Consider the following 14,189-nt stretch of genomic DNA (forward strand, 5'->3'; position numbering starts at 1 on the left):
CGCTTCTGAGCCAACCGGCCAGCCCCGCAGGGCGAAAACTTTTCACGCGATTCGAGACAGACTCGGGCATATCTCTCGCCAGCGTCCGCGCGTGACGTTGATCACGCTCATAACCTGTAGTAAGCGTTACGCCGGTTCACCGATCAAACGGGGGTTCGTATGAGTGTGACCGCAGCGGAATCGTCCGAAGCAAGGCCACAGGGGATGTCCTGGCTGTGGAGACGGCAACTGGATTCCTATCCGGATACCGCCCAGCGCATGACGTACCTCGCGATCACGGTCCTCGCGACGATCATGCTCTACTACGAACTGTACGTCGGCGGATCCGTGTCGACGCTGTTCCTGGCGAAGTTCCACATGAGCTTCACCTTCCTCGTCTACACACTCGCCGTGGGGAACCTGATCGGTGCGTTCGGGTCGCTGTTCGCCGGCCTCACCGACCGGCTCGGCCGGACCAACCTGGTCGTGGCCGGCCTGATCATCACCGCCGTCTTCGTGGCCTTCATCATCCCGGCGGCGCCCAACAAGTGGGCGTTCACCATCGAGGGATGGATCGTGGCGGTGGTGGAAGGCATCTGCCTCGTGGCCACTCCAGCCCTCATACGGGACTTCTCGCCTCAGGTCGGCAGAGCCTCGGCGATGGGTTTCTGGACCAGCGGCCCTGTGCTCGGCAGCGTCGTGGTGTTCGTGGTCGCCAGCCACACGATCGGCGGCAACCCGAGCCCGGCCTTCTGGACGCACGAGTACCACATCTGCGGCATTGCCGGCCTGGTCGTCGCCGCCATCGCCCTCATCGGGTTGCGTGAGCTGTCGCCGGGTCTCAGGGACCAGTTGATGGTCACGATGCACGACAGAGCACTGATAGAGGCCAAGGCCAAGGGCATCGACATCGAAGCCTCCCTGCGCAACCCTTGGGGCCAGCTGCTCAAGGCCGACGTCCTTGTGTCGGCTCTAGGCATCTCGGTCTTCCTGCTGATCTACTACACGGCGGTCGGGTTCGGGCTGATCCTGTTCACCACCGTGTTCGGGTTCAGCGTGCACGACGGTGACGCCCTCGGCAACTGGAACTGGATCCCCAACGCCATCGCCGTCGTCACCATCGGTTTCGTCTCCGACCGCTTCCGGGTGCGCAAGCCGTTCATGATGATCGGCGGCATAGCAGCCGCGGTGATGATGGTCATCTACCTGGAGCAGATCGGAAACCATCCGAGCTACTACTCGCTGGCGATCATCCTCGCGGCCAGTTCGGTCACCCTCGGCATCGCCTACGTGCCGTGGATGGCCAGCTTCACCGAGACGGTCGAGGCCCGCAACCCGGCGCTCACCGCCACCGGCCTGGCGATCTGGGGCTGGACCATCCGCGTGATCGTCTTCGTCTCGTACATGATCCTTCCGTCGGTCATCAACACCGTCACCCCGCTCGTCCAGTACGGCGGCGAGGTTCAGGCATTGGTGACCAAGTACCCGGCGGCGACACTGCCCCCGTCATTGCTCGCTGGCCTCGCACAGAACCCGACCCCGGCACGACTCGCAGAGGCGCACCAGCTGCTGGGACCGAACTACCTGCAGGAGCTGATCGCCCTGAAGAACGCTCCGGCGTCCGATCTCGCCTACCTGCAGGCGCATGGGCCCAAGGTCGCCAGCGCCGCTGCGCACACCGGGGCGCAGTGGAAGAACTGGTTCTGGATCTGCTTCGGCTGCATGATCTTCTTCCTGCTCACCGTCCCGCTCATGCGGGGCAGATGGAGCCCGAAGCAGGCCAGAGCAGACGAAGAAGCCCACGAGGCGATGGTCCAGGCCGAGCTCGCCAAGCTGGGAACGACCGCAACGGCCTGAGGGGTCAGCGAACGGTAAGAGGGGCGGGGCCTGTCGGCCCCGCCCCTCTTACGCGTCTAGCGGACAGTCCGGAAGAAGGCGCGAACCTCGTCGACGAACAAGGCAGGCTGCTCGAAGGCCGCGAAGTGGCCGCCGCGCGGCGGTTCGTTCCAGTACCGGATGTCCTGGAACTGGCGCGCGGCCCAACGGCGCGAGCAGCGGAAGATCTCCTTCGGAAAGACCGATCCGCCCATCGGGACGGCGATGGGGTCGAGGATCGGGTCGTTGAAGGACTCCCAGTACATCCGTGCCGACGATGCACCGGTGGCCGGCAGCCAGTAGAGCATGACGTTGTCGAGGATCCTGTCGGCGCCCAGGGCACCGACAGGATCGCCCGCGGTGTCGCTCCACGACCAGAATTTCTCGAGGATCCACGCGCACTGGCCGGCCGGCGAGTCGACGAGCGCGTAACCGAGAGTCTGCGGCCGTGTCGACTGCTGCTTGGAGTAGCCGGAGTCGACCGCCATGTACGACTGCACACCGGCAAGCGCCGACTGCTCCATTTCCGTCGGCTCCCCATCGTCGGGGCCCGGGAAGCCGATGATCATGTTCAGATGGATGCCGGCGACATGGTCGGGATCCTGAAGCCCGATAGCCGTGGTCACCATCGCCCCCCAGTCGCCGCCCTGCGCCCCGTAGCGGTCGTAACCGAGCCGCGCCATGAGCGTGGCCCACGCCCGGGCCGTGCGCTTGACACTCCACCCCGTCGAAGCGGGCTTGCCGGAGAAGGCGTAGCCCGGGAGTGAAGGCACCACGACGTGGAACGCGTCCGACTCGTTCCCGCCGTGGGCGGTGGGATCGGCGAGCGGCCCGATCACCTCCAGGAACTCGACAAACGAACCCGGCCAGCCGTGAGTCAGCACCAGTGGTATCGCACCCTCGTGTGGTGAGCGGACGTGAACGAAGTGGATGTCCAGCCCGTCGATGCGCGTGAGGTAGTGGGGCAAGTCGTTGAGCCGGGCCTCACGGGCGGACCAGTCGTAGCCGTCCGACCAGTAGGCGCAGAGCGACCGCACGTATTCGAGAGGAGCTCCCTGTGACCAGTCGCCGACGGTCTCGGCCTCGGGCCAGCGGGTGTTGAGCAGCCTCGAGCGCAGATCGTCCAACGCATCCTGTGCAACGGAGATCTTGAACGGCGTGATGTCCTCGGCCAACGCGACTGCCTCCGTCTTTTTCCCGATGTTGGGCCGCTACCGTAGCCGTCGATGGATCAAGCCGAGCAGCCGACGGGACCACTCGCCGGCGTGCGTGTGCTCGACCTGACCTCGGTCGTCATGGGCCCGTACGCCACCCAACTGCTCGGAGATCTCGGCGCCGACGTGATCACGGTCGAGCCGGGCCGCGGTGAGACCAATCGTGCGATGGGCCCGGGCCCGTCACCCCAGTTCTCGGGCATCTCCCTCAACCTCCTGCGCAACAAGCGCAACATCGCCGTGAACATCAAGCACCCCGACGGCCGCGGCGTGATCCTCGACATCGCCGCGACGTGCGACGTCTTCATCACCAACCTCCGGCCCGGCGCACTCGCCCGTTCGGCGCTCACCTACGACGACGTGCGCTCCATGAGGCCAGACATCGTCTACTGCCATGCACACGGATACCCGACCGGGTCCGAGCGGCAGGACGATCCCGCCTACGACGACATCATCCAGGCGGAGACCGGCATCGCCGACGCGGCCGCGCGCGTCGGCGGCATCCCGCTGGTCGCTCCGACGATCATGGCCGACAAGGTGTGCGGCCTGACTATCGCCTACTCGGTCATCGCCGCCCTCTACCGGCGTGCACTGACCGGCGAGGGCGACCGCGTGGAGGTTCCGATGTTCGACACGGCGACGTCATTCATGCTCGTCGAGCACGGCTCGGCCGCGATCCCACGGCCTCCACTCGGCCACGCCGGCTACCCGAGAATCCTCACGCCCAACCGGAAGCCGTGGCCGACCAAAGACGGCTGGATCATGGTCCTGCCCTATACGCGTGATCACTACGACTCGATCTTCACCGCGACCGGGCGCACCGACATGCTGGGTGACGAGCGTTACGCGACGGGCCGAAATCGCATCGCCAACTCGGGGTTCCTGTACGACCAGGTCGGGCAGATGCTCACCCGGCGGACGACGGACGAGTGGCTCGCCTTCTTCCGGGAGCACGACATCCCCGCCGGTGCCGTCGGTTCGCTGGACGATCTCGTGGAGCAGCTACCCGAGAGCGATCATCCGCATGTCGGCCGGTACAAGGTCATCCCCCCGCCAGTTCGTTTCGCCAGCGCGCCGCAGAACGTCCGCCGTCATGCGCCTCGTATCGGCGAGCACACCGAAGAGGTGTTGCTCGAGATCGGCTACGACCAGGCGGATGTCGCGGCACTGCGCGCGTCCGGTGCGCTCGCAAGCGCTGCAGCCGAGTTCTCCTGAACCGGCCGCGCGGTAGCGAGTGCCATCGTAAGAGTGAACAACGCGAACGCCAGGAGCACGTCGCCGAGGAACCACCCGGTCAGCTTCAACCCGATCGTCAAGCCGAGCTGATTTGCCTGTGCCGGGCTGATGCCCGCGATCGAGGGCGGGACGGCCTGGTCGACTTGCGCGACCGCTGCGACGAACTGCGCTGCGAGCATCCCGAGCACGCCGGCGGTTGCACCTGCGGACAGGTGCCGGTCGCGCCATATCCACAGCGCCGCGAGGATGGGCACCAAGGCTATGGCTACAGCGGACAGGACGTTGCCAGTGACCACCTGCCACGGCAGGGCGAACGCGTCGCCGAGGTTGAAGGAGAATCCCCGTCCCGTCACGGTGCTCGCGCCTTCGTAGTGGTCCCACGCGGGCAGGAACAGACCGGCCGTCGCGAGGCTGAGCACGGCGACGCCGACGACGGCAGCGGCTCTGGGCACCGGGGGGCGCTCGGCCGGGACGCCCGCTGGTGCATGTCCGGCGCGAGTCGATCTGCGCACCGCGATCGCCGCCACGATCGCTCCGGCCGCGCCTACGAACCACGCGGCAACCATGAGCCACATACCGGCGCCGGCTTGTGACGTGCCGTAACGGAAGACCTCACCGAGGTCAGAGAGCCTGAAACCGGCTTCTGCCGCGGCTGCGCCGATCGCGATGCCCGCGGCTGCCCTCACCCGCGCGGGGCTCGAGAGTCCGAACCCGAGGGCGAGGGCCCAAACACCGGCCACCACGCCGTACAGGGCGACCTGGTCGGCCTGCGAAGCGATCGACTGGGGGGAGTCGCCGGCGAAGTAATTCGGGAACATCGCTACGACGTGGAGCACGACCGTGGAGGCCAGGAGAGCTCCGGCCGCTAGCTCCAGGGCGGAGGGGTGGCGCCGGTGGTCCATGCCGGACATTGTTGCAGTGCAAGGTGAACAGAAGCTGAGCGCGGGCCCCTATGACGATGTCGCAGATATGCCCGTCGGTGCGCCGACCACCGGACCGGGACCGCTTGCGGGACCGAGCTGCGCGGCCGGCACGGCCACCGACGACCGCAGCGCCAAGTTGGCCAGGTCCGACGCGTCGCCCACGTACACCACGTAGCGGCCTGCCGCCACCGACCAGGACCCGATGGTCCCGGGCGCGCCGCTCCAGGTGGCCAGGTCGCCGGCGGAGACCGCGAACCGGACGGGCGTGCTCTTGCCGGGCAGGAGGTCCAACCTCGTGAAACCTCTCAACTGGCGCGGTGGCTCTCCGGTCGAGGATGGAAGCCCGATGTAGCACTGCGCGACGTCGCTGCCCTCACGCGTACCGACGTTGGCGACGCGCGCGGTCACGGTCAGGCCCGGTCCCTTCCCCACCTTCACCTGGAGGTTCGAAAAGCGGAACGTCGTATACGACAGTCCGTACCCGAAGGGAAACTGTGGTTGAGCGCCGGTGCTGTCGTACCAGCGGTAGCCGACGTCGATGCCGTCGTCGAAATACGTGGGTCCTTTGAGCGACGCGAACTCCCCCGCGGCAGCGTCGGGGCGGGGCCCGCCCGGAGCCGGCCAGGAGACCGGCAACTTGCCCCCCGGATCGACGGCACCGGTGAGCAGGTCCACCAGTGACTGCCCGGCCTGCTGCCCCGGGTACCAGGTCTCCAGGACCGCAGCGACAGACCCCAGCCACGGCATGTAGACCGGCGCTCCGGACTCGATCACCACGACGGTGCGCGGGTTGACCGCTGCAACGGCCGCGACCAACGCGTCCTGGTTGCCAGGCAACGAAAGAGTCGTGCGGTCATGGCCTTCGGACTCGACATCGTGGACCACGACGACGGCGACCCGGGCGGTGCGGGCCAGCCGTTGGGCGACCGCCAGGTTGGCGCCGTCGGTATACGACAGGCGTGACCCGATCGTGTCCTGGAGGGCGTCCAGCGCGGTGGTCACCTGCCGGGAGCGCACGTGCATGGCGCCGTGCCCGGCTGTCATTGGACTGCCGCCGTTGGGACCGATGAGAGCGACGGTCGCGGTGGGGTCGAGCGGTAGGACGCCGGCATTCTTGAGCAACACCGAACCCTCGTCGGCGGTCTGTAGAGCCACCGCTTGATCGGCCGCGGTCGACACCGCCGCGTTCGGTTGGAGCTGATGGGGCGAAGCGATCAGGTCGAACCTGAACAGCACCTCGAGCAAGGGTCGGACCAGCGAGTCGAGCTCGGCCTTGGGCATGGTGCCGGCCGAGACCGCCGCGGCAATCGCAGCCGGCTGGTAGAGCCGCGTGCACTTGACCTGCGATACGCCGGCGGCGAGCGAGGCAGGCTGGTCGAAGATCGAACCGCAGTCCGAGCGCACGAAACCGGCAAAACCCCAGGCGCCGCGAAGTTGGTCGACAAGCAGCGCCTGGCTCTGGCAGGAGGGCACGCCGTTGATGAGGTCGTACGCGCACATCACACCGCCCGGGTGCGCATGCTGGATCACGGTGGACCAGGCGGGAAGGTAGATCTCGTGGAGTGCACGGTCGGCGACGACGACGTCGTCGCGGAGGGTGCCCCTCCCGGTCTCCTGGTTGTATGCGGCGTAGTGCTTCACCACTGCGACGACGCGGTGGCTTTGAATACCGTCGACGAGTGGCACCGACAGCGACGCCGTGAGGTAGGGATCCTCCCCGAGCGACTCGTACGCCCGCCCCCACAAGGGATCCCTCTCGATGTTGATGGTCGGAGCGAGAGCCATGTCGACACCGACCGCCGCGTCCTCGGCCCCGATGACCTGCCCGTACGAGCGGGCCAGGCCGGGGTCGAACGCTGCCGCGTCGGCGATGGGCGCAGGGAGCTGCGTAACCCCGACGAACTGGCCGGCGGCAGTCCGCCACCCACTGCCGACGCCGGCGGCCCCGTCCTGCTCGGTGATCGCCGGAATGCAAAGCGAGGGGATCGCGGGGCTCAAACCCTCGAAGGGATTTGCCGAGCTGCCCCCCCAGTAGAGGTGCAGCATTTCCGCCTCCTGCAGAGGCGTCATCGCCGACAGCAGCATCTGTGCCCGCTGGCCAGACGGGAACGAGGAATCCATCCACGGGCACGCCGTCGAGAGCTTCGCCCCGCCGGCCGCGCCCGGCGCGGCCCGAGGGGCTCCGCCGTCGTCGCCCGACGCGGGCCCGACCGCGGCAAAGACGCCACCAACGAGGGCGGTCGCCGCCGCGGCGGCCGCCAGCGCCGGGCGCCACAACGGTGGCCGGTTCCGATCGCCGCTGAGGTTTTCCATGCTCCTTCGCGTGGAAGTGTGCCAAGAACGTGTCGGCTTGTCCGGTCGCGCCGTTCAGTAAGTTCTCAGCTACCCGCCGTGCGAAGGGCGTACGAATGCCGCCAGTCGGCGAGCAACGACCTGACCGCCGTCACCAGGGCGATCGGCTGGTCGAGCATCACGTGGTGGTAGGCGAGGGGGATCTCGATGACCGGCGCCGTGCGGCCGAGCAGCTCGTACATGTGGGCCCCGATGTCCGGGGTGACCAGGCCGAACTCGGCGCGCAGTATCGCCACCCGGCAGTTGACACCGCCCAGAACCCGCGGGTCGAACTCACCGAGGTTGTTGAAGAAGGTGGGGTCGAACTTCCAGCTCCAGCCGCCGGGTACCTGGTGCACCGAATGCTGCTTGACGTGCTCGACGACATACGGAAGCAGAAACGGTTGGTCGGGAACGGTGCGGAACCTCAGCAGGGCATCCTCGCGGGTGGGGTACAAGCGCAGTGGGCCGAATGCCTGGTGGTTCGTGTTCGCCTCCTGCTCGGGCGTCGGCTCGCGCACAGGCGAGTCGATGATGATGATCCCTTCGAGATCGTTCCCGTGGCGCGCCGCGGCGTGGAAGGTGACGAACCCGCCGAGGCTGTGGGCGAGGATGACAGGCGGTTGCGGTGACGCCGACGTTGCGAGAGCGGCGACTTCGGCCGCCCATTGGGGGAAGGTGTAGATCGGCCGGCGCCCGCTGTCGCCGTGCCCGGACATATCGATCGCTGTGACGCAGCATTCGTTGGAGAAAAACGGAGCTACGTGGTCCCACCATCTGCTGTGTGCTCCGCCCCCGTGGACCAGGAGCAGCCCGGGAAGAGCGGTGTCACCCCAGCGCCGGAAGGCGATCGGGCACCCGTCGACGAGTAGCTCGCCTGTCTCGACCGGTTGGTCCAGCGCCCACGTGAACCATTCGGGCACATCCGCGGCGGGGCCGGTCATCCAAAGCAAGGTAGTTGAGTGAACCTTTTGGGGGCGCCAGGGGTTGTATAGGTCGATGAGAGGTTTGGGGGGTTCTACAGGCCGCCACGAGGACAGCCTCGAGCAGTGGCTCGCCGACGGCTACGCGCCGGCGTACCGGACCGCATTCCTGATCCTGCGCAACCCCGCCGACGCTGAGGAGGCCGTGCAGGACGCATTCTTGAGGGCCTGGCGGTTCCGCGCCGCCATCCCGGCCGGCGAAGGTGTCCGCCCCTGGCTGTACCGGGTGGTCGTGAACTCCTGCCTGAGCAAGCTGCGCTCCGACCGGGGGCGCCGCGAGAACACGACCGGCTTCTCGGATCTGGCAGCCCTGTTGGCGGAGGACGGTCCCGGTCCAGAGATGTCCGCCCTGCAAGCAGATGTACACGGCGCGGTGCTCGACGCGCTGGGAAGGCTGCCGGAGCATCTGCGGGTGGTCGTTGTCCTCCGCTACTACGCGCAGCTGAGCGAGCGGGAGATCGCCGCGGTGATCCACCGGCGCCCGGGCACCGTCAAGAGCCGCCTGCACGACGCCAAGGCGATCCTGGGCTCTGACCCGGCGCTGGCAGCGTACGAGCCGGTCGGTGCCGGTGCCGTCCGCGCCGGCGACTCAGAAGGAGCAGCCGATGGTTGACGACCTAACGCTCGAGCGGCTGCTCGGCGACGCTGCCGATGCGATCACGGTTCCCCCGGACGGCCCCGAGCGGGTGCTCGCCGCCCGAGGTGCGACGGCTCCCGTCCGGCCGCACCTGTCCCGCCGGTGTCTGGAGTGGCTGCGCCGCCGGCCGCTTCGCACGGCGGCGGTCCTGGTCGCGTCGACCGTGGCCGTAGGTTTGGTTGCCGGCGTGGCCTCGAACAGCGGCGGCTCGGGCCCGAGCGGATCCGCTGCCCACACGGCGGGCATCGGCCAACGGTCACCGGCGACCCAGAACAGCCAACAGGGCACATCGAGCGCGGCGTCGGGGGCGGCCTTGCCGTCACCCGCTTTGCCGTCCGGCGCCGCTCAGCCCAGCACCCCGAATCTGGTGCCTTCATCGAGCCAGGCCAAGGTCGTCAAGACGGGATCCATGACATTGCAGGTCGCATCGGTGGAGCCCGCCATCGACCGGATGACGTTCCTCGCGGGGAGTGTCGGTGGTTACGTGGCGTCGTCGACGACGAACGTCCCCGGCGCCGGGCAACCCTCGAGCGGTGACATCACGTTGCGGGTTCCGGAGGCGTCGTTTGAGTCTTTTGTCACGCAAGTGCGGTTATTGGGCAAGCCTTCCCAGGTGACGGTCTCGGGCCGGGACGTGACTTCCCAGTACGCGGACCTCAAAGCGCGGCTGCAGGCGCTGCAGTCGACGATCAACCAGCTGCAGCTGATCGAGACGAAGGCCCAGACGATCGGGGACGTTCTCGCCGTCGAGCAGCAGATCAGCGCGGAACAGACCCAGGCCGACCAGATACAGGGGCAGATCAACGTGCTGGACGACCAGACGACCTACGCCTCCCTGTCGGTGCACGCAGTCGAGCAACAGAAGAAGTCGGCCGCAGCACCGCCACCCCCGAGCGGCATATCCAAGGCGTGGGACCACACCCGGCACAGCTTCGCCCATGGCGTCGAGAGTGTCATCGGGGCGCTCGGCGGCATCGCTGTGTTCCTCCTCTTCGCCGGTCTCTTGGTCGGCTTGGCCCGGATCGGATGGCTCGCGCTGCGCCGGCGTCTCGTGTAGGAGCACAGCGCCGGCCCCTCTGCGCAGCGCGCCGGACGCAGGTGTAACTGCACCGCTTACCCCACTTGCCGTATCGTCGGACGCCATGAGATCGGCGTTCGCCCCAGGGCGGGTCAACCTCATCGGCGATCACACCGACTACACCGGCGGATACGTGCTCCCCATGGCCATCGACCTCGGCATCACGGTCAGCGTCGACCCGGGGGGCGACCGGGTTGTGCTCAAGTCGTCCATCGAGGCCGACGTCGTAGACCTGCCCATCCGCCTGTCGGACCCGCGATCGGTCAACGACGGCTGGGGACGGTATGTGGCGGGGGTCATCGCGGAGATCCGACCGGTCACCGGCGCGACCGGTACGGTGAGCTCTACCCTGCCCTCCGGCGTCGGGCTCGCGTCGAGCGCCGCCTTGGAAGTCGCGGTGGCGCTGGCGCTCGGTTATGCCGGGCCGCCGGCCGACCTGGCCGTCGCGTGCCAGCGCGCCGAACAGCGCTCAGCGGGCGTCCCCTGCGGCGTCATGGACCAACTCGCGTCCGCGACGGGAGTGGCCGGCCACGCCCTGCTGATCGACTGCTCGAGCAACGAGGTGAAGCCGATCGCGTTCCCCGACGGCTGCGAGATCGTGGCCATCCCGTCCGGGGAGCAACGCAAGTTGGCCCGCTCTGCGTACGCGGAGCGCCGGTACGCCTGTGAGCAAGCCGAGTACTACCTAGGACCGCTTCGGTCCGCCGCCCTCGTCGACGTCGCCAAGCTCAACGACCCGATCCTCCGCAGCCGCGTGCGCCACGTGGTAACCGAGAACAGCCGCGTCCTCGAATTCGCTCAGCTGTTCCGCTACGGAAAGCTAGTGGAGGCCGGAAGGTTGATGTACGAGAGCCACCGGTCGCTTCGCGACGACTTCAACGTCTCGACGCCGGCCCTGGATTCGATCGTCGAGCGCCTGATGGCGACGCCCGGTGTGTACGGGGCGCGCCTGACGGGGGCCGGTTTCGGAGGATGCGTCGTCGCGCTGACACGGCCCGGGGTGCTGTCGGAGGGTTGGCGCCTCGAACCGTCCGACGGGGCACGGATCCTCTAGTCCCCGACATCGACGTCCCGTTCGCCGGGACGGGCAGGTTGGGCCTGCTCGCGCAGCGACCGTACTCTCTGGGGACCGGACCCACCGGAGAGGGCGAGGAAGAGTCTCATGCCAGTGCGTTCACTGGGGTACCTGCGGATCGGCAGCGAGGACATCGAGGCGTGGCGCCGTTTCGCCGGTGAGTTCCTCGGGCTCATGGAGGAGCGCGGCGACAACGCGGACGCCCTTTACTACCGGATGGACGACTACCCGCCCCGGCTGGTCGTCTCGCCGGCGGCCCAGAGCGGGGTCGAGGCGATCGGATTCGAGGTGCTGAACGGCAAGGAGCTCGCCGGTCTCGCAGCCGCAGTCGAAGCGACTGGAACCAAGGTCGTGCCTCTGGACGCCGTGGAGTGCCGCGAGCGGCGCATCACGGAAGGGGTGCGTTTCGACGATCCCGCCGGGAACCCGGTGGAGCTCTTCTGGGGAGTGGCGCTCAGCCACAAGGCGGTCTCGACTCCCCTGGTCAGCGGGTTCGTGACCGGCAACCAGGGGATGGGGCACGTGGTGATCACCGTGTCCGACGGGCCGGCCGCCTTCGAGTTCTACACCTCGGTGCTCGGGTTCCGGGGGCGCAACACGCTTCGCCTCCCGGCCGCACCCGCGGCCGACGGCAGCCCTCGGTTCGAGACGTTGTGGTTCCTCGGCTGCAACCCGCGCCACCACACGGTGGGCATTCTGCCGATGGCAGGGCCTGGGAGACTCGTCCACTTCATGGTCGAGGCCGGGACCCTCGACGACGTGGGGCGCGCGTGGGACCGAGCCGAGCGGCTCGACGTCCCGGTGATGCAGACGCTGGGAAGGCATACCAACGACAAGATGGTGTCGTTCTACGTGATCAGCCCCGGCGGGTTCGCGGTGGAGTTCGGCTTCGACGGGCTCCAGGTGACCGAGGAGGAGCCGGTTTACGAGATCACCGAAGGCGCCTTCTGGGGCCACAAGTTCGTCAACTTCCCGTCGCTCTAGGACCTCATCGCCGGCGCGCCACAAAGACCGGGATGGTCCGGTCGGTCTTCTGCTGGTACTCGGCGTACGGCGGGAACGCGGCCACCGCCCTCTCCCACCAGAGCGCCTTCTCGTCGCCGGTCACCTCGAGCGCGTCCGCGTCGAACGGCTCGGGTCCATCCTGGATCATCAGGGCGGTGGGATCGGACGTGACGTTGTAGTACCAGACCGGGTTCTTCGGGGCGCCGCCCATCGAAGCAACCAGCGCGTATTCGCCTCCGTGCTCCACGCGCATCAGGGCGAACTTCCGGATCTTGCCTGACTTTCGTCCCTTGGTGGTGACGATGATGACCGGCAGCCCGGTATCGCGGAGCGTGTTCGCGCGCTGGCCGCCGGACGCCTCGTACTCGGCCACCTGATCGCGCACCCACTGCGACGGGCTCGGTTCGTACTCTCCTTGGAGGGGCATGCAGGGATCGTACCGGCGCGCCCTCGCCGAACGCGCCAGAGGGGCGGTCACGCGCGACCGCCCCTCTTTCCCCCTTGTGACAAGCGGTTACTTCAGCTCGCTGAGCGGAACGTTGTGGTACACGCCGTTGCACTCGAACCCGGACTTGGGGTCGATGCGGACCCACTTGCCGTTCTGGATACCTGCGATGACCATGCAGTGGGCGCCGACGCGCTGCCCGGGGTTGAACGGCGCGGTCAGCCCGCCAGAGTCGAAGCTGGTGATGGCGTTCATCGCCTGGATCGTCGACGCCTGCGTCACCTGAGCTCCGGCCTTCGACATCGCCTCGGTGAGCAACATCCCTGAACCCCATGCCGAAACGGTGAAGATGCTGGCCGCCTCACCGGGATGGATACGGTCCAGCCAGGTCAGGAAGGTGTTCACTCCGGGCACGGACGCACGATCCTGGCCTAGGTAGAGCGAGTAGGCGAGCGGCGCGTAGACGACGTTGTTGGCGATGCTCGCGTTGCCGAGAAGCTTCAGCAGGTGAGAGTCGTAGATCGCCGCGCCGATGATGGCGTCGGGGTGGAAGTTCTGCTGGGCGGCCTGCTGGATGAAGTTGGAGTCGATGCCTACCGAGCTGACGCCGAGATCGACGATCTTCACGCCGAGCGACTTCATTTTCAGGATGTCGCTGGTGAAGTTGGTCTCGATGGGGCCGATGATCCGTGAGTACACGTACTTGTAACCGATGGACTCGGCGGTCAGGTTCTCCTGCTTGCCGTTGGCTTCGGCGGCGCCCGGGATCAATGTTGCGGTGTGGGTGATGTCGTTGGGGAACTTGTCCTTGATCCACTTGTAGCCGGTCGTCGCATACCCGGGCGGCAGCGGTGTCGGGCTGAACACGTTGGGGAAGCCCTCGTAGAGACCCGGGTAGAGAACCTCTCCCTCGATGTCGATGAGGTTCGGGTTTGCCTTCAACACGGCCTGCCCACAGGTGTCCTCGAGCGTGAAGGTCCCGACCATCGCGAACACCTGTGTGCTGAGTCGTTGGAGTGCCTGGCTGTAGGTGTTGCAGTCGAACGCGTCGTCGACGTGGATCACCTTCAATTGGCGGCCGGCGATGCCTCCGTTGGCGTTGACGTAGGCCACGTAGGCGTCGAGCCCGTCGTTGGCATCTTGGAACAAGCCTGGAACCGGTCCGGACGTGGTGGTGATCTGGCCGATGGTGATGGTCGACGCGGTGACGCCGGGCCCGCTGAGGGTTCCTGTCACCTTCGCGGGCGGCGGGATCGTCGCTCCGGTTCCCCCGCCGGCAGCAGCGGTCGCGGAGGTCCCGCCCGCCTGGCCGGAGTGGGACGAGCTGCCGCACGCCGCGAGTGCCAGCCCAGCGGCGCTCACGAGTGCGGCTGCGCGGAATCCGAAGCGCTTCTTTGGTTTCACCTGT

Annotated in this window: 12 protein-coding genes; 6 read left to right on the forward strand and 6 right to left on the reverse strand. The window is 67.5% G+C overall.

Features of this window, described 5'->3' with window-relative positions; all coding sequences use genetic code 11:
• Positions 1 to 258: 258 nt before the first annotated feature.
• The gene (locus tag VNF71_12275) at positions 259 to 1,836 is read left to right on the forward strand and encodes an MFS transporter (GenBank protein HVA75329.1); all 1,578 of its coding nucleotides are present in this window, start codon (positions 259 to 261) and stop codon (positions 1,834 to 1,836) included.
• Between the two features lie 56 nt (positions 1,837 to 1,892).
• Here the strand turns inward: VNF71_12275 and VNF71_12280 are convergent, their stop codons facing one another.
• Positions 1,893 to 3,029 (reverse strand): epoxide hydrolase, encoded by a 1,137-nt coding sequence (locus VNF71_12280; protein ID HVA75330.1) that lies wholly within the window; start codon positions 3,027 to 3,029, stop codon positions 1,893 to 1,895.
• A gap of 51 nt (positions 3,030 to 3,080) precedes the next feature.
• Here VNF71_12280 and VNF71_12285 point away from each other — a divergent pair, with 51 nt between their 5' ends.
• Positions 3,081 to 4,283 (forward strand): CoA transferase, encoded by a 1,203-nt coding sequence (locus tag VNF71_12285; GenBank protein ID HVA75331.1) that lies wholly within the window; start codon positions 3,081 to 3,083, stop codon positions 4,281 to 4,283.
• Here VNF71_12285 and VNF71_12290 read toward each other — a convergent pair.
• The 3 genes from VNF71_12290 to VNF71_12300 form a co-directional block, all read right to left on the reverse strand.
• The gene (locus VNF71_12290; GenBank protein ID HVA75332.1) at positions 4,211 to 5,215 is read right to left on the reverse strand and encodes a hypothetical protein; all 1,005 of its coding nucleotides are present in this window, start codon (positions 5,213 to 5,215) and stop codon (positions 4,211 to 4,213) included. The two genes, VNF71_12285 and VNF71_12290, sit on opposite strands and share 73 nt — an antisense overlap.
• Before the next feature lie 39 nt (positions 5,216 to 5,254).
• Positions 5,255 to 7,540 carry a glycoside hydrolase family 3 C-terminal domain-containing protein gene (locus VNF71_12295; protein HVA75333.1) on the reverse strand — a complete coding sequence of 762 codons (2,286 nt, stop codon included), beginning with the start codon at positions 7,538 to 7,540 and terminating at the stop codon, positions 5,255 to 5,257.
• Between the two features lie 65 nt (positions 7,541 to 7,605).
• A complete protein-coding gene (locus VNF71_12300; GenBank protein HVA75334.1) occupies positions 7,606 to 8,502 on the reverse strand; it encodes an alpha/beta hydrolase in 897 nt (298 codons plus the stop codon).
• 55 nt (positions 8,503 to 8,557) lie between these two features.
• Here VNF71_12300 and VNF71_12305 point away from each other — a divergent pair, with 55 nt between their 5' ends.
• The 4 genes from VNF71_12305 to VNF71_12320 all read left to right on the forward strand — a co-directional run bounded on the left by VNF71_12305 (position 8,558) and on the right by VNF71_12320 (position 12,315).
• Entirely contained in the window at positions 8,558 to 9,154 is a 597-nt protein-coding gene (locus VNF71_12305) for an RNA polymerase sigma factor (GenBank protein ID HVA75335.1), read from the forward strand.
• Positions 9,147 to 10,235, forward strand: coding sequence for a DUF4349 domain-containing protein (locus VNF71_12310; GenBank protein HVA75336.1), 1,089 nt, complete (start codon positions 9,147 to 9,149; stop codon positions 10,233 to 10,235). Before VNF71_12305 ends, VNF71_12310 begins: the two co-directional genes overlap by 8 nt.
• Positions 10,236 to 10,320: 85 nt before the next feature.
• Positions 10,321 to 11,310 (forward strand): galactokinase, encoded by a 990-nt coding sequence (galK, locus tag VNF71_12315; protein ID HVA75337.1) that lies wholly within the window; start codon positions 10,321 to 10,323, stop codon positions 11,308 to 11,310.
• Positions 11,311 to 11,418: 108 nt separating this feature from the next.
• The gene (locus VNF71_12320) at positions 11,419 to 12,315 is read left to right on the forward strand and encodes a VOC family protein (GenBank protein HVA75338.1); all 897 of its coding nucleotides are present in this window, start codon (positions 11,419 to 11,421) and stop codon (positions 12,313 to 12,315) included.
• A 4-nt stretch (positions 12,316 to 12,319) separates the two neighbouring features.
• Here VNF71_12320 and VNF71_12325 read toward each other — a convergent pair whose 3' ends face one another.
• Both VNF71_12325 and VNF71_12330 read right to left on the reverse strand, forming a co-directional pair.
• Positions 12,320 to 12,763 (reverse strand): nitroreductase family deazaflavin-dependent oxidoreductase, encoded by a 444-nt coding sequence (locus VNF71_12325; GenBank protein HVA75339.1) that lies wholly within the window; start codon positions 12,761 to 12,763, stop codon positions 12,320 to 12,322.
• Between the two features lie 87 nt (positions 12,764 to 12,850).
• Entirely contained in the window at positions 12,851 to 14,185 is a 1,335-nt protein-coding gene (locus VNF71_12330) for an ABC transporter substrate-binding protein (GenBank protein ID HVA75340.1), read from the reverse strand.
• Positions 14,186 to 14,189 lie beyond the last annotated feature (4 nt).

It is taken from the genome of Acidimicrobiales bacterium (genome assembly GCA_035533095.1).
Classification (GTDB): Bacteria; Actinomycetota; Acidimicrobiia; order Acidimicrobiales; family Palsa-688; genus DATLUM01.